The 16,291-nt window shown below is 54.7% G+C and carries 14 protein-coding genes; 10 read left to right on the top strand and 4 right to left on the bottom strand.

Annotated features, from left to right (window positions below; all coding sequences use genetic code 11):
• Window positions 1-17: 17 nt before the first annotated feature.
• The 3 genes from FQK12_RS26205 to FQK12_RS26195 are packed head-to-tail and all read left to right on the top strand — an operon-like array spanning window position 18 to window position 3,182.
• On the top strand, window positions 18-1,409 hold the full coding sequence (locus FQK12_RS26205; protein WP_004852862.1) for a PTS ascorbate transporter subunit IIC: 1,392 nt from the start codon (window positions 18-20) through the stop codon (window positions 1,407-1,409).
• Complete coding sequence (locus FQK12_RS26200) at window positions 1,406-2,236, top strand: transketolase (RefSeq protein WP_014230259.1); 831 nt, start codon at window positions 1,406-1,408, stop codon at window positions 2,234-2,236. Before FQK12_RS26205 ends, FQK12_RS26200 begins: the two co-directional genes overlap by 4 nt.
• On the top strand, window positions 2,229-3,182 hold the full coding sequence (locus FQK12_RS26195; RefSeq protein WP_014230258.1) for a transketolase family protein: 954 nt from the start codon (window positions 2,229-2,231) through the stop codon (window positions 3,180-3,182). Before FQK12_RS26200 ends, FQK12_RS26195 begins: the two co-directional genes overlap by 8 nt.
• Window positions 3,183-3,228: 46 nt before the next feature.
• Here FQK12_RS26195 and pta read toward each other — a convergent pair whose 3' ends face one another.
• Window positions 3,229-5,373, bottom strand: coding sequence for a phosphate acetyltransferase (pta, locus tag FQK12_RS26190; RefSeq protein WP_014230257.1), 2,145 nt, complete (start codon window positions 5,371-5,373; stop codon window positions 3,229-3,231).
• 200 nt (window positions 5,374-5,573) lie between these two features.
• Window positions 5,574-6,776: an acetate kinase gene (gene ackA / locus FQK12_RS26185; protein WP_004123156.1), complete on the bottom strand. Its 1,203-nt coding sequence runs from the start codon at window positions 6,774-6,776 to the stop codon at window positions 5,574-5,576.
• Between the two features lie 336 nt (window positions 6,777-7,112).
• Here ackA and yfbV point away from each other — a divergent pair, with 336 nt between their 5' ends.
• The 4 genes from yfbV to FQK12_RS26165 all read left to right on the top strand — a co-directional run bounded on the left by yfbV (window position 7,113) and on the right by FQK12_RS26165 (window position 10,729).
• Window positions 7,113-7,568 (top strand): terminus macrodomain insulation protein YfbV, encoded by a 456-nt coding sequence (yfbV, locus tag FQK12_RS26180; protein ID WP_004104090.1) that lies wholly within the window; start codon window positions 7,113-7,115, stop codon window positions 7,566-7,568.
• An 86-nt stretch (window positions 7,569-7,654) separates the two neighbouring features.
• On the top strand, window positions 7,655-8,149 hold the full coding sequence (locus FQK12_RS26175) for a YfbU family protein (RefSeq protein WP_004123152.1): 495 nt from the start codon (window positions 7,655-7,657) through the stop codon (window positions 8,147-8,149).
• 11 nt (window positions 8,150-8,160) lie between these two features.
• Window positions 8,161-8,820, top strand: coding sequence for a sugar phosphatase (locus tag FQK12_RS26170; RefSeq protein WP_009654668.1), 660 nt, complete (start codon window positions 8,161-8,163; stop codon window positions 8,818-8,820).
• A 76-nt stretch (window positions 8,821-8,896) separates the two neighbouring features.
• The gene (locus FQK12_RS26165) at window positions 8,897-10,729 is read left to right on the top strand and encodes an SLC13 family permease (protein ID WP_014230256.1); all 1,833 of its coding nucleotides are present in this window, start codon (window positions 8,897-8,899) and stop codon (window positions 10,727-10,729) included.
• Window positions 10,730-10,781: 52 nt separating this feature from the next.
• Here the strand turns inward: FQK12_RS26165 and yfbR are convergent, their stop codons facing one another.
• Both yfbR and alaA read right to left on the bottom strand, forming a co-directional pair.
• Window positions 10,782-11,381 carry a 5'-deoxynucleotidase gene (gene yfbR / locus FQK12_RS26160; RefSeq protein ID WP_004852850.1) on the bottom strand — a complete coding sequence of 200 codons (600 nt, stop codon included), beginning with the start codon at window positions 11,379-11,381 and terminating at the stop codon, window positions 10,782-10,784.
• Between the two features lie 87 nt (window positions 11,382-11,468).
• A complete protein-coding gene (alaA, locus tag FQK12_RS26155; RefSeq protein ID WP_004852849.1) occupies window positions 11,469-12,686 on the bottom strand; it encodes an alanine transaminase AlaA in 1,218 nt (405 codons plus the stop codon).
• Window positions 12,687-13,573: 887 nt separating this feature from the next.
• Between alaA and FQK12_RS26150 the strand changes: the two genes are divergently transcribed.
• From FQK12_RS26150 to nuoB, 3 genes are all read left to right on the top strand, one after another.
• Window positions 13,574-14,500: a LysR family transcriptional regulator gene (locus tag FQK12_RS26150; protein WP_014230255.1), complete on the top strand. Its 927-nt coding sequence runs from the start codon at window positions 13,574-13,576 to the stop codon at window positions 14,498-14,500.
• A 651-nt stretch (window positions 14,501-15,151) separates the two neighbouring features.
• Window positions 15,152-15,598, top strand: a complete 447-nt coding sequence (nuoA, locus tag FQK12_RS26140; RefSeq protein ID WP_004123140.1) for an NADH-quinone oxidoreductase subunit NuoA — start codon at window positions 15,152-15,154, stop codon at window positions 15,596-15,598.
• Window positions 15,599-15,613: 15 nt separating this feature from the next.
• A complete protein-coding gene (gene nuoB, locus FQK12_RS26135) occupies window positions 15,614-16,288 on the top strand; it encodes an NADH-quinone oxidoreductase subunit NuoB (RefSeq protein WP_002913178.1) in 675 nt (224 codons plus the stop codon).
• Window positions 16,289-16,291 lie beyond the last annotated feature (3 nt).

The raw sequence follows: 16,291 nt of genomic DNA, 5'->3' as shown, positions 1-16,291 counted from the left end.
TTGATAGCGAGGTGGATATGTTTATCCTTGAAACGCTGAATTTTGTTGTTGATATTCTAAAAGTACCCTCGGTGCTGGTCGGTTTAATTGCGTTAATTGGTCTGGTAGCGCAAAAGAAATCTTTCTCCGATGTCGTCAAGGGAACCATTAAAACAATTCTGGGTTTTATTGTTCTTGGCGGCGGCGCGACGGTATTAGTCGGTTCGCTGAATCCGCTGGGGGGCATGTTTGAACATGCTTTTAATATTCAGGGCATTATTCCTAATAACGAGGCGATTGTTTCTATTGCCCTGGAAAAATACGGTGCTTCAACCGCGCTGATTATGGCGTTCGGGATGGTAGCGAATATTGTGGTCGCCCGGTTTACGCGTCTGAAGTATATCTTCCTGACCGGTCACCACACTTTCTATATGGCCTGTATGATCGGCGTGATTCTTACCGTGGCGGGTTTCGAAGGCGTCGGGCTGGTCTTTACCGGCTCCCTGATCCTCGGGCTGGTGATGGCGTTCTTCCCGGCGCTGGCCCAGCGCTATATGAAACGTATTACCGGCACGGATGATATCGCTTTCGGCCATTTCGGCACCCTGGGCTATGTGCTGTCGGGTTGGATCGGTAGCGTCTGCGGTAAAGGATCTCGTTCAACTGAAGAGATGAACCTGCCGAAAAATCTGAGCTTCCTGCGCGACAGCTCCATCTCCATTTCGCTGACCATGATGATTATTTATCTGATTATGGCGGTGAGCGCGGGGCGCGAGTACGTGGAAAGCACCTTTAGCGGAGGCCAGAACTACCTGGTTTACGCCATCATTATGGCGATTACCTTCGCCGCCGGGGTGTTCATCATCCTGCAAGGGGTACGTCTGATCCTCGCGGAAATCGTGCCGGCCTTTACCGGATTTTCAGAAAAGCTGGTGCCCAACGCCCGTCCGGCGCTGGACTGCCCGGTCGTTTACCCCTACGCGCCCAACGCGGTGCTGATTGGCTTCCTGTTTAGTTTCCTCGGCGGTCTGGTCGGGCTGTTCCTCTGCGGGCAGTTTAAATGGGTGCTGATCCTGCCCGGCGTGGTGCCGCATTTCTTTACCGGCGCGACCGCGGGGGTCTTTGGCAACGCCACCGGCGGGCGGCGCGGGGCGATGATTGGCGCGTTTGCCAACGGCCTGCTGATCACCTTCCTGCCGGTGCTGCTGCTGCCGGTACTGGGGGCGATTGGCTTTGCCAACACCACTTTCTCGGATGCGGATTTCGGCGCCGTGGGTATCGTGCTGGGTAACCTGGCCCGCTACCTGTCGCCGTTTGCGATTACCGGCCTTGTTGTGGCGTTGTTTGTGCTGCTGGTGGCGTACAACGTTTTTGTGAAAAAGAAACCTGTGGGCGGCGGCGCGCAGGAGAACAGCGGAGCGAAATCATGAATGTGCAAGAAGTGACTAACCTGGCGCGGGACATTCGCGTCGCTACCCTGAAATCGCTGACGGACCTCGGTTTCGGCCACTACGGCGGCAGTATGTCGGTCGTGGAGACGCTGGCGGTACTGTACGGCGCGGTGATGAAAATTGATCCCGCGGACCCGGACTGGCCAGAGCGCGACTACTTTGTGTTATCAAAAGGTCATGCCGGCCCCGCGCTGTACAGTACGTTAGCGATTAAGGGGTATTTCCCGATGGAGGAGCTGAGCACGCTAAACCAGAACGGTACGCGGCTGCCAAGCCATCCGGACCGGCTGAAAACGCGTGGGGTGGACGCCACTACGGGCTCGCTGGGGCAGGGGATTTCCATCGCCGGCGGCATGGCGCTGTCGCATAAGCTGGCGGGGCGGGCGAATCGCGTGTTCTGTATCGTTGGCGACGGCGAGCTGAATGAAGGCCAGTGCTGGGAAGCCTTTCAGTTTATTGCCCATCACCGTCTGAATAATCTGACCGTGTTTGTTGACTGGAACAAGTTACAGCTTGACGGCAGGCTGGATGAAATCATTTGCGCTTTCAACCTGGAGGATAAATTCCGCGCCTTTGGTTTTGATGTTGTCACCGTCAAAGGCGATGACATCCCCGGGCTGCTGGCCGCGGTTCAACCCGTACCTCCCGTCGATGCGCGCCCGCGCGTGGTTATTCTCGATAGCGTGAAAGGCCAGGGCGTGCCGTATCTCGAGAATCTCAGTAATAACCACCATTTACGCCTGACGGCGGAGATGAAAGAGACGCTAAACGAGACGATTCGCCAACTGGAGGCTGAACATGATTAAGGTTGCACCCGCAGGGCAAAAAGATGCCGTAGAGATGCGTAAAGTCTATGCCGGATTCGTCGCGCAGCAAATTGAAGCCAGGAGCCCGATTATCGCGCTGGAAGCGGATCTGATGAGCTCCATGGCGATGGATGGCGTCGCGCGGCAGCATCCGCAGCACGTCATCAACTGCGGCATTATGGAAGCCAACGTGATCGGCACCGCCGCCGGGCTATCGTTGACCGGACGCAAGCCGTTTGTCCATACCTTTACCGCTTTCGCCAGCCGCCGCTGCTTCGACCAGCTGTTTATGTCGCTCGATTATCAGCGGAATAACGTCAAAGTGATCGCTTCGGATGCCGGGGTGACCGCCTGCCATAACGGCGGAACCCATATGTCGTTTGAAGATATGGGGATCGTGCGCGGTCTGGCCCATTCGGTGGTGCTGGAAGTGACCGATGCGGTGATGTTTGAGGATATTCTGCGTCAGCTTATCGATCTCGACGGTTTTTACTGGGTACGCACGATCCGCAAACAGGCGCCGACCGTCTATGCGCCGGGTTCGACGTTTACCATCGGCAAAGGGAATGTGCTGCGCGAAGGCGACGACATCACCCTGATTGCCAACGGGATCATGGTGGCGGAAGCCCTTGAGGCGGCGCGTCAGCTTGAGCAGGAAGGGGTCAGCGCGGCGGTGATTGATATGTTTACCCTGAAGCCCATCGACCGCATGCTGGTGAAAAATTATGCCGAGAAAACCGGGCGTATTGTGACCTGCGAAAACCACAGTATTCATAACGGGCTGGGATCGGCGGTGGCGGAAGTGCTGGTGGAGACCTGCCCGGTTCCGATGCGTCGCGTGGGGGTGAAGGAGCGCTATGGCCAGGTGGGAACGCAGGAGTTCTTGCAGAAGGAGTATGGCCTGACGGCGCATGATATTGTCTCGGCGGCGCGAGAGCTGCTGTAAATAAAAAGGCGACCATCCGGTCGCCTTTTTTCATGCAGCGGGCAGATTATGCTTGCTGCTGGGACGACTGAATCGCGGTCAGGGCGATGGTATAGACGATATCGTCAACCAGCGCGCCACGGGACAGGTCGTTCACCGGCTTACGCATCCCCTGCAGCATCGGCCCGATGGAGATCAGGTCGGCAGAACGCTGTACGGCTTTGTAAGTGGTGTTACCGGTGTTCAGGTCCGGGAAGATAAACACGGTAGCGCGGCCGGCAACCGGGGAGTTCGGCGCTTTGGATTTCGCTACGTCAGCCATGACCGCTGCATCGTACTGCAGCGGGCCGTCGATCATCAGGTCAGGACGTTTTTCCTGCGCCAGACGGGTCGCTTCGCGTACTTTCTCTACATCGCTGCCGGCGCCGGAGGTGCCGGTGGAGTAGGAGAGCATGGCCACGCGCGGTTCGATGCCGAAGGCAATCGCGGAGTCTGCGGACTGGATGGCGATTTCAGCCAGCTGTTCAGCGGTCGGATCCGGGTTGATCGCGCAGTCGCCGTAAACGTAAACCTGTTCCGGCAGCAGCATGAAGAATACGGAGGAGACCAGAGAGCTGCCCGGCGCAGTTTTGATCAGCTGCAGCGGCGGACGGATGGTGTTGGCGGTGGTGTGAACCGCGCCGGATACCAGGCCGTCGACTTCGTCCTGCTCGAGCATCAGGGTGCCGAGAACCACGTTGTCTTCCAGCTGCTCGCGGGCAACCGCTTCGGTCATCCCCTTGCTCTTACGCAGCTCGACCAGGCGAGCAACGTAGCTTTCGCGAACCACTTCCGGGTCAACGATTTCAATACCGGCGCCCAGCTCTACGCCCTGAGAGGCGGCCACGCGGGTGATTTCATCCGGGTTACCCAGCAGTACGCAGGTGGCGATACCGCGCTCGGCGCAGATAGCCGCGGCTTTAACGGTACGCGGCTCGTTGCCTTCCGGCAGCACGACGCGCTTGCCTGCTTTACGCGCCAGCTCGGTAAGCTGATAGCGGAAGGCTGGCGGAGAGAGGCGACGGCTGCGCTCGGAAGTTGCGGTCAGCGATTCAATCCAGTCGGCGTTGATATAGTTAGCCACGTATTCCTGAACTTTCTCGATGCGCTCGTGATCGTCAACCGGAACTTCCAGGTTGAAGCTCTGCAGGCTCAGAGAGGTCTGCCAGGTGTTGGTGTTAACCATGAATACCGGCAGGCCGGTTGCAAACGCGCGTTCGCACAGTTTGCTGATGCGGGCGTCCATTTCGTAGCCGCCGGTCAGCAGGATAGCGCCGATTTCCACGCCGTTCATCGCGGCCAGGCAGGCGGCGACCAGAACGTCAGGACGGTCTGCGGAAGTGACCAGCAGGGAGCCTGCGCGGAAGTGTTCCAGCATGTGCGGAATGCTACGCGCACAGAAGGTGACGGACTTCACGCGACGGGTATTGATGTCGCCTTCGTTGATGATGGTGGCGTTCAGGTGATGCGCCATATCAATCGCGCGGGTGGCGATCAGATCGAAGCTCCACGGCACCGCGCCCAGAACCGGTAATGGGCTACCGCTCTGCAGCTGAGCCGGATCGATCTTCACGACTTTTGCTTTGGAAGAGTCGTCGAAGATTTCCGACAGGTCAGGGCGAGTACGGCCCTGTTCGTCAACCGGCGCATTCAGCTTGTTGACGATCACGCCGGTGACGCTGGTGTTTTTCGCGCCGCCGAAGCTGCTGCGAGTCAGCTCAATGCGCTCTTTCAGCTGTTCAGGAGTATCGGTACCCTGGGACATCACAAAAACGATTTCAGCGTTCAGCGTTTTCGCGATTTCGTAGTTCAGAGACTGGGCAAACTGATGTTTGCGGGTCGGGACCAGACCTTCAACCAGCACCACTTCCGCATCCTGAGCGTTGGCGTGGTAGTTGGCGATGATCTCTTCCATCAGCACGTCTTTCTGGTTGCTGGAGAGCAGCGACTCAACGTGGCTCATCTTCAGCGGTTCTGCGGCCGGAAGGTCGGAGTTCGCGCGAATAATAGTGGTAGTCTGGTCTGGCGCATCGCCACCGGCACGCGGTTGAGCGATAGGTTTAAAGACGCTCAGACGAACGCCTTTACGTTCCATAGCACGGATAACACCGAGGCTGACGCTGGTCAGGCCTACGCTGGTTCCGGTAGGGATCAGCATGATTGTACGGGACACGATATATCCTCTTTCGTTACCGCCAGTATCAGGCGGGATACAAAACTGCACCACCAGCTTCCCGTCATACTTCAAGTTGCATGTGCGTTGGCTTTACCCGCTCACCCCAGTTACGTACTACTCGTACGCTCCTGGGGATTCTCTGCGTCGCCGCCTTCCTGCAACTCGAATTATTTAGGGTTATGGCTGGCGGTGTGGAATCAGGCGGTCAGACGGTTGGCGTCTTGCGCGATGACCAGCTCTTCGTTGGTCGGAATGACGATAGCCGGGCGAGTGCCTTCTTTGTTGATGAAGCCAGACTTGCCGAAACGGGCAGCCAGGTTGCGCTCGTGATCAACTTCAAAGCCCAGTACGCCCAGTTTGCCCAGAGACAGTTCGCGAACCATCGCGGCGTTCTCACCGATACCACCGGTGAATACGACGGCGTCCAGACGACCGTCCATCAGCGCGGTGTAGGAGCCGATATATTTCGCCAGGCGGTGGCAGTAAACGTCCATGGCACGTTTAGCGTCAGCTTTTTCCTGGTAGTTGTCTTCAACGTAGCGGCAGTCGCTGGTCACTTCGGTCAAACCGAGCAGACCGGACTCTTTGGTCAGCATTTTGTTGATGGCGTCTACGCTCATGCCCAGCGCATCGTGCAGATGGAAAATGATTGCCGGGTCGATATCGCCAGAACGCGTACCCATAACCAGACCTTCCAGCGGAGTCAGACCCATGGAAGTGTCAACGCACTTACCGTTGCGGATAGCGGAAACGGAACCACCGTTGCCCAGATGGCAGGTGATGATGTTCAGCTCTTCAACCGGTTTGTTCAGAACTTTCGCGGCTTCCTGAGTCACATAGAAGTGGCTGGTGCCGTGCGCGCCGTAGCGACGTACGCCGTGTTCTTTGTACAGGCTGTACGGCAGGGCATAGAGGTAAGATTCTTCCGGCATGGTCTGATGGAACGCGGTGTCGAACACGGCAACGTTCTTGTCTTTCAGATTAGGGAAAGATTTCAGCGCCTCAGCGATACCGATCAGGTGCGCCGGGTTGTGCAGCGGAGCGAAAGAGGCGGAGTCTTTGATTCCCTGAATCACGGAGTCATCGATAACGACGGAGCTGGTGTATTTTTCACCACCGTGAACGATGCGGTGGCCGATTGCGGTCAGCTGAGCAGACAGTTCTGGTTTTTGTGCCAGAATAGTGTTAACGATAAAGTTCAGCGCTTCACTGTGAGCAGCGCCAGCGCCTAATTCGGCTTCTTGCTTGCTGCCGTCCATTTTCCATTTGATACGGGCTTCAGGAAGATGGAAACATTCTGCTAAACCGGACAGGTATTCGTCGCCGTTGACGGCATCAAGGATAGCGAATTTCAGAGAGGAGCTACCGCAGTTCAGAACCAGTACTAACTTACTCGACATGGAAGTACCTTTTATGATACGTGGCTAAAAAAACGTCAGTGTGTCACAAAGCGTAGCGCAGGATGACATCGACATTTATGATTAACATCATGCCTTGTACTGTTTTCGGGCACGATGAGAGAAGTACATTTGATTTTATGTCATTTTGCATAATTTTCAGCCGGTGGCAGAATATGCGATAATTTGACTAACCTGGTAAAAGGGTCTAACCGCCCCTCAGGTGCGCACAGAATACCTGATTGAGGCCGCCATTGCCAAAATCTTTTGAACGTTGTCATGCACAGTTGGTGTTTTGCACATATTTTTTAAGTTTTATATGTAAAGTTGAGGTAAGCCATGTCCGGTCCCGAGAATCGCCCTGTGAGTTTTTTTGGCTTGTTTCGCCACGGGCAGCACTATGCAAAGACCTGGCCTCTGGATAAGCGCCTTGCCCCGGTGTTTATTGAAAACCGTATTATTCGCGCCACGCGCTATGCGATTCGCATCATGCCGCCGGTGGCGATTTTCACGCTGTGCTGGCAAATCGCCCTCGGCGGCCAGCTGGGCCCTGCCGTGGCTACCGCGCTGTTCGCGCTGAGTCTGCCGATGCAAGGCTTATGGTGGCTGGGTAAGCGTTCGGTAACGCCGCTGCCGCCGTCGATACTGAACTGGTTTTATGAAGTACGGGGTAAACTGCAGGAGGCGGGACAAGCGCTGACGCCGGTTGACGGCAAGCCGGATTATCAGGCTTTAGCTGACACGCTTAAGCGCGCCTTCAAACAACTGGATAAAACTTTCCTTGATGATTTGTAATTGCATCGGGAAAACGCATATAAAAGAAGGCGCATGAATTATGCGCCTTCTTTTTTCACGTCGTAAAAGTGCCACAGGAGTCAAAAATGGAAATGACCAATGCGCAGCGTCTGATTCTGTCGAATCAATACAAAATGATGACGATGCTCGATCCGGACAACGCTGAACGCTACCGCCGCCTGCAGACCATCATTGAGCGTGGATACGGGCTGCAGATGCGCGAGCTGGACCGCGAGTTTGGCCAGCTTACCGAGGAAACGTGTCGTACCATCATTGATATCATGGAGATGTATCATGCGCTGCATGTCTCCTGGACGAACCTGAAGGATGCCAGCGGAATTGACGAGCGTCGGGTCACCTTCCTCGGCTTCGACGTGGCGACCGAAGCCCGCTATCTCGGCTATGTTCGCTTTATGGTTAACGTTGAAGGGCGCTACAGCCACTTTGACGCCGGCACTCACGGTTTTAACTCCCAGACCCCGATGTGGGAAAAATACCAGCGCATGCTGAGCACCTGGCACTCCTGCCCGCGTCAGTACCATTTAAGCAGTAACGAAATTAACCAAATTATCAACGCCTGATGGAGGTTCCCGTGCAGTGTAAAGGTTTCCTGTTTGATCTTGACGGGACATTGGTCGATTCGTTGCCGGTTGTGGAGCGTTCGTGGTGCAAATGGGCGGATCGGTTCAGTATCCCTCATGATGAAGTGCTGAACTTCATTCATGGCAAACAGGCGATAACCTCGTTGCGTCATTTTCTCCCCGGCCGCAGCGAAGAGGAGATTCAGGCAGAGTTCACCCTGCTGGAAACGGTAGAAGCAACGGATACGGATGGCGTAACGGCGCTGCCGGGCGCGGTGGCGTTGCTCAGGACGCTCGATCGCGCGGGGATTCCGTGGGCGATCGTGACGTCGGGTTCGATACCCGTCGCCCACGCTCGTCATCGTGCCGCGGGACTGCCTGAGGCGAAGGTTTTTGTTACCGCCGAGCGCGTAAAGCACGGGAAACCCGCACCAGACGCCTACCTGCTGGGAGCTGAACTGTTGGGGCTGGCGCCGGGGGATTGCGCCGTCGTGGAGGATGCGCCTGCCGGTCTGCTCGCCGGGCTGAATGCCGGCTGTCGCACCATCGCGGTCAATGTGCCCGCCGATGCGCCGCGTCTTGATGAAGCGGATTTAGTATTAACGACGCTGGAGAGCCTGCAGGTTGAACGCCTGCCTGACGGCAACGTGAATATTATCCTTAAAGATTAATCTCATGATTTAGCCCCGCGCCGGCGGGGCTTTTTTATGCCAGACTTCCAACTCCATCTTCTGACAAGGATAAGTTGTGAACGGTGAATTGATTTGGGTGTTATCCCTTCTTGCCGTAGCCGTCGTGCTCTTTGCCACCGGAAAAGTGCGCATGGACGCTATCGCATTGCTGGTGATTGTCGCTTTCGTCCTCAGCGACACTTTAACGCTCAGCGAGGCCTTCTCCGGCTTTAGCGATCCTAACGTTATTCTTATTGCCGCGCTTTTTATTATTGGCGATGGGCTGGTGCGCACCGGGGTCGCCACCAAAATGGGCTCCTGGCTGGTGAAGGTTGCCGGCAACAGCGAAACCAAAATGCTGGTCTATTTGATGTTAACCGTTGCCGGATTAGGGGCGTTTATGAGCTCGACCGGCGTGGTGGCCATTTTTATCCCCGTGGTGCTCAGCGTGTCGATGCGCATGAACACCTCCCCTTCGCGGTTGATGATGCCGCTCAGTTTTGCCGGACTTATCAGCGGGATGATGACCCTGGTGGCCACACCACCTAACCTGGTCGTTAACAGCGAACTTTTACGCGAAGGGCTGCAAGGATTCAGCTTTTTTAGCGTTACGCCGATAGGTCTGGTGGTGCTGGTTCTGGGCGTTTTCTATATGCTGGTGATGCGTTTTATGCTCAAAGGAGAAGAGGGCGAGCAAGCGCGAGATGGCCGAAAAAGAAGCACCTTCCGCGATCTCATTAAAGATTATCATCTCACGGGGCGCGCGCGCCGCCTGGCCATACGCCCCGGCTCGCCGATGATTGGCCAGCGCCTGGACGACCTGAAGCTACGCGAGCGCTACGGGGCGAACGTTATCGGCGTTGAGCGCTGGCGGCGCTTTCGACGGGTTATCGTTAACGTTAACGGCGTATCGGAATTCCGCGCCCGCGACGTCTTGCTGATCGATATGTCGGCCTCAGACGTGGATTTACGCCAGTTCTGCGGCGAGCAGATGCTCGAACCGATGGTGCTGCGCGGCGAATATTTTTCCGATCAGGCGCTGGACGTGGGGATGGCGGAAGTCTCTCTGATCCCGGATTCAGAACTGATTGGCAAGTCGGTGCGCGAAATCGCCTTTCGTACCCGTTTTGATTTGAACATCGTGGGGCTGAAACGCGATGGCAAAGCCCTTGACGGCGCGGTGACCGATGAAGCCTTGCAGCTTGGCGATATCATGCTGGTGGTGGGCAACTGGCGGCAGATAGCGCTGCTGGCTAAGCGGGGCCGTGACTTTGTGGTGCTGAATATGCCCATCGAGGTCAACGACGCCTCGCCGGCGCACAGCCAGGCGCCGCACGCGATTTTCTGTCTGGTGCTGATGGTCGCGCTGATGCTGACTGACGAAATTCCTAACCCTATAGCGGCCATCATTGCCTGCCTGCTGATGGGTAAATTCCGCTGTATTAACGCCGAGAGCGCCTATAAAGCTATCCACTGGCCGAGCATTATCTTGATTGTCGGAATGATGCCTTTTGCTCTGGCGCTGCAGAAAACCGGCGGCGTGGATCTGGTGGTTCAGGGCCTCATGGATGTGGCGGGGAGTAAAGGGCCTTATCTGATGCTTGGCTGCCTGTTCGTGATGTGCGCGGCTATCGGCCTGTTTATTTCCAATACCGCCACCGCGGTGCTGATGGCGCCCATTGCGCTGGCCGCGGCAAAGTCGATGGGGGTTTCGCCTTATCCCTTTGCGATGGTGGTCGCCATGGCGGCCTCGGCGGCGTTTATGACCCCGGTATCGTCGCCGGTGAACACCCTGGTGCTGGGGCCGGGGAAATATTCATTCAGCGATTTTGTCAAAATCGGCGTGCCGTTCACCCTCCTGGTGATGGTAGTGTGCGTCCTGCTGATCCCGGTGCTGTTTCCGTTCTGATTCAGCGGCATCCTTCCCCGGTCAGGCTGACGCTGGCCGGGGAAGTGTGGGGTTATAAAGGCGAATCCTGGCTGATTTCATCGAGGGAAAGATGGAAGCTCGGGACGAACACCTGCATAAAGTAGTCCATCTCTGCGCTGCGGCGCGATTCCAGCGTTTTTTCAAGGCGGCCTTTGGCCAGCAGAAATTCATTGTTCCCCGCCGATAGCTCTTCCAGACACTTCAGGTAGGCGCAAAGCGCATCCGCCTGCTTGACAAGGGATTTTTCCTCTTCGCTGTAGTGATGTTCATCGATCAGCGGTTCAAAAATGTCGCGCAGTTCATCAGGAACCATATCGACCAGCTTCTGCTGGGCGATTTTTTCGATGGCTTTGTACTCTTGCGCGATCTGAGAATTGAAATATTTTACCGGCGTCGGCAGGTCGCCGGTCAGGACTTCCGAGGCATCGTGATACATCGCCAGCAGCGCGATGCGTTCGGCGTTAACCCGCCCGCCGAATTTACGATTTTTGATCGCCGCCAGCGCATGGGCCACCATCGCGACCTGTAAGCTGTGTTCGGAGACGTTTTCGGTGCGCACATTACGCATCAGCGGCCAGCGGTTGATCAGTTTCAGGCGGGAGAGGTGGGCAAAGAAATGACTCTGACTCATAGGAACCCTTAATCAGTTACGACGTCGGGTGCCATTGTGCGCAGGGATTGCCGCCGGATGCAAATCCCGGCGGCTGGACAGATAAAATCAGAGCTGGTGGTAGCCGGAAAGGAAACGCCCGAAACGGGTAATTGCCATTTCAAGATCGTCTTCGCGCGGAAGGGTCACAATACGCACGTGGTCCGGCCACGGCCAGTTAAAGGCGGTACCCTGAACCAGCAGGACTTTCTCCTGCAGCAGAAAATCGAGCACCATCTTCTGGTCATCGTGAATATTAAAGCGTTTAGCGTCGATTTTCGGGAACATATACAGCGCGCCTTTCGGCTTAGTGCACGAGACGCCCGGAATGTCGTTAATCAGCTCCCAGGCGCGATTACGCTGTTCATACAAGCGTCCGCCGGGAACAATAAATTCGCTGATGCTCTGATAGCCGCCGAGAGCGGTTTGGATCGCATGCTGGGCCGGGACGTTGGCGCACAGGCGCATAGAGGCCAGCATCTCCAGGCCTTCGATATAGCCTTTTGCGTGTTTCTTCGGCCCGTTCAGTACCATCCAACCCTGGCGGAAGCCGGCAACGCGGTAGGTTTTTGACAGACCGTTAAAGGTAACGGTGAGCAGATCCGGGGCCAGCGGCGCAATTGAGTGGTGCTGCGCTTCATCGTAGAGGATCTTATCGTAGATCTCATCGGCGAAAATAATCAGGTTATGCTGGCGGGCGATCTCGACGATCTCCATCAGCAGCTCTTTTGAGTACACCGCGCCGGTTGGGTTATTCGGGTTGATAATCACGATGCCGCGGGTACGCGGGGTGATTTTCGCGCGGATATCGTCGAGGTCCGGGAACCAGTCGGACGACTCATCGCAAAGATAATGCACCGCTTTACCGCTGGAAAGCGCGACCGCGGCGGTCCACAGCGGATAATCAGGCGCCGGGACCAGCATTTCATCGCCGCTGTTCAGCAGCGCCTGCATGGCCTGGACGATAAGCTCCGAAACGCCGTTACCAATATAGATATCTTCGACCGTCACATCACGCATACCGCGGGCCTGGTAATGCTGCATGATGGCCTTACGGGCGGAATAGAGGCCCTTTGAATCGCTGTAGCCCTGCGAGGTAGGAAGGTTGCGGATAACGTCAACGAGGATCTCGTCAGGCGCGTCAAAGCCAAACGGCGCTGGGTTGCCGATGTTCAGCTTCAGGACTTTATTGCCTTCTTCTTCAAGGCGTTTCGCCTCTTTCAGAACCGGGCCGCGGATGTCGTAACAGACGTTATCTAACTTGCTGGATTTTTCGATGGGGGACATGAACCTTGACCTTTTAGCTGTTATCGCCACTCCCTGCCGTGGAAGTCAGCACGGAATAATGTACTCCGCCTCCCCGCTGTTTTGAAGGGTTAACAGGAGAAGATTTTGCTATTCATCGCTTTTTGGTGTAATCAATTTATCTGGTGAACTGCGCTTTTGTTTATACATTACACCTTTAATAATTTTATTGATGGTCTTATATTGTGCCTGGTGGTGTTTTGGTGAACGTTTATCTGGTTTGTTGATTTAAAGAGGACCGGCGCTTGTTTTTTACGCGTAAAACGAATCATCGTCTGGTGAACGTTTAATTCACAATACGCTGAAGGTTGTAACAACTTTGCTAGATATTTTTAATGAAAGTATTTAATAGCTAAATGAGTTTTATTTTATGCAAGGAATATTCTTAGATCTGTTAATTTAATTAAAGCGCCAACCAGCATTTAAAGTGGCCTGAGATAATACTGATTAACGCTTATAAATATTGTGGTTTTCGGTTAGAATATCGCCGTTAATACCGACATATGGCTATGCCAGGTAGCTTATTTCTTTATTAATACATTGTTATTGCAGGTTTTTGTTCTGCCTGAGCCCGATGGCAAGGTTTGTCGCCGGTGAGGATGCAGACAATGGTCATTGACGGCTATTTTTTGCGTCACATCACAAAAACAAATGCGTCGTAATTAAAAGCGCTTAGGCGTACGAGCAAAATATTACTCTGAAATTCCGCGCATTTGCTGCGGATGAGTGCTTTCTAATGCAATAACGTTCGTCCAGTTGTTCATCCGTCCGTCTCTGGCGGGTAACGCGAAGCTTAAGGATTAGCCGGAAGCCTGGAGCACAGTATCAACAAGGCAGGTAAGCATTAGCCGCCTGAATGTGAAGCAAATATGATAAATGAAAATCGTTCGATACTAAATTTAGACCTCGATCTCTTGAGAACCTTTGTTGCCGTCGCCGATCTCAGTACCTTTGCCGCTGCCGCCGTCGCGGTGCGCCGGACCCAGTCAGCGGTGAGCCAGCAGATGCAGCGGCTGGAGCAGCTGGTTGGCAAAGAACTTTTTGCTCGCCACGGGCGCAATAAGCTTCTGACCGAGCAGGGCATTCAGCTGCTGGGCTATGCGCGGAAAATTCTGCGCTTTAATGATGAAGCCTGTATGTCGCTCATGTTTGGCAGCCTGCAGGGAACGCTGACCGTGGGAGCCTCTGATGAGACGGCGGATACCATTTTACCGTGCCTGTTAAACCGGATTGGTAGTTTTTATCCCAGGCTGACGCTGGAAATCAAAGTCCTCAAACACCTTGATATCGTCGATATGCTGAAGAGCGGGGCAATCGATCTTGCGCTGACGACCCGACAAACCAAGGGTTCCGACATGCTGACGCTGCGCACGTCGCCAACGCTGTGGTACTGCGCAGCGGATTATGTCCTCCCTCAGGGCGAGTCTGTCCCGCTTGTTTTGCTGGATGCCCCGGATCCGTTTCGGGAAGAGATCGTTGAGGTACTCAACGCCGCCGGCGTTGCGTGGCATCTTTCCCATGCGGCAAGCTCAATGGCGGGGGTGAAGGCGGCGGTGAAAGCCGGGCTTGGCGTGACCGTGCAGCCGGTAGAGATGATGAGCCCCGAATTTCGCGTACCGGGCCGGAGTGACGGTTTACCCGTGCTGCCGGATACCCGCTACATGCTGAACTGCAATCCGCAGAAGGCAAGCGAGCTGACGCAGGCCATTTTTCAGTCGCTGAGCGCAGAGTACCAGCCGTGGTCCACGCAACGCGTTTATACTCCTGAAGGGGGAGATAATTCCCTTATTTCCTGAGCGGGAAAAGCTAACAAACATCACAAAAACTGGTAACAAAATGTAAGTGTAAAAACGAACCCCAGACGTGTGAAATTGCCGCTGCGGTTCGTTTTTTTCAAATTTTATTGATTAATAGAAACTTTTGTTGATTTATTTTGAGCTAAATCAGTAGGTTAGATCCGCTCCTCCTCTCATTTCTCGACTTTTCTCTGCACTTTCAATACTTCCTGCTAATGTTAAAAAACCATCTGGTTTGTTGCTGTTTTCTTGGTTGAATTAACAAAAGCGTGTCGCAGATCAAGAAAATACCCCTCCTTAGGGGGAGGAATCGTGTCTGAATCCTGTCAAAATAGGCGGGCCATTTTGATTTACGGCGGAAACGGACACGATTCAACAACACTAAAGCCGAACAGTATGCAAGGTTATTCCGCATGAAAGGGCATTTAATGTTAATGAAAAAAATCCAATGTAAATTAATGTTGTGAAAACTTTTGTTAAAGTTGACAAAAGGTTAATGAAAGGAGTAAAAAGCCACCGCAACTGGCCTTCCACATCACCCAGGGACGCTTTTTTGCACGGCTATTTTTTTATTCCTCCCCGTGAAACGCTGTGGCGTTCATCTGCCAGTAAGAGCAGAGGGTTTTAGCGCTACACTTTTTTGGTTAAGCAATGCGTATGTCAACATCCACTGAAGTCATCGCTCATCATTGGGCATTCGCTATATTTCTCATCATCGCTATCGGCCTGTGCTGCCTGATGCTCGTCGGCGGCTGGTACCTTGGCGGACGCGCGCGCGCGCGAAGCAAGAACACGCCGTTTGAATCCGGGATCGACTCCGTCGGTTCGGCTCGCTTACGTCTTTCTGCGAAGTTTTATCTGGTTGCCATGTTCTTCGTTATCTTCGACGTGGAAGCCCTGTATCTCTACGCATGGTCGACTTCTATCCGTGAAAGCGGCTGGGTCGGCTTTGTGGAAGCCGCAATTTTCATTTTAGTGCTACTGGCTGGTCTGGTTTACCTCGTTCGTATCGGCGCACTGGACTGGACGCCTGCGCGCTCCCGTCGCACGCTGGTTAACCCGGAAACAGACAGTCCCACTAACCGTCATACGCAGTAAAAGCGAGGCAATAAGATGGATTATACGCTCACCCGCATCGATCCTAACGGTGAGAACGACCGTTACCCCCTGCAAAAACAGGAGATCGTAACCGACCCCCTGGAGCAAGAAGTCAATAAAAGCGTGTATATGGGGAAACTCGAACACGCCTTGCATGACATGGTGAACTGGGGCCGTAAGAACTCAATCTGGCCTTACAACTTCGGCCTTTCTTGCTGCTACGTGGAAATGGTGACGTCATTCACCGCGGTGCATGACGTTGCGCGCTTTGGTGCAGAAGTATTACGTGCCTCCCCGCGTCAGGCTGACCTGATGGTGGTCGCCGGCACCTGCTTTACTAAAATGGCGCCGGTCATTCAGCGTCTTTATGACCAGATGCTGGAGCCGAAGTGGGTTATCTCGATGGGCGCATGCGCCAACTCCGGCGGAATGTACGATATTTACTCTGTCGTCCAGGGCGTGGATAAGTTTATTCCGGTCGATGTTTACATCCCGGGCTGCCCGCCGCGTCCGGAAGCTTATATGCAGGCGCTGATGCTGCTGCAGGAATCCATTGGTAAAGAACGCCGTCCGCTCTCGTGGGTGGTTGGCGATCAGGGCGTGTACCGCGCCAATATGCAGTCGGAACGCGAGCGTAAACGCGGCGAACGTATTGCAGTGACCAATCTGCGGACTCCGGACGAGATTTAACTT

This window comes from Klebsiella sp. ME-303, from assembly GCF_007910085.1.
Classification (GTDB): Bacteria; Pseudomonadota; Gammaproteobacteria; order Enterobacterales; family Enterobacteriaceae; genus Klebsiella; species Klebsiella michiganensis.
This window is presented reverse-complemented; position numbering and strand designations above follow the sequence as displayed.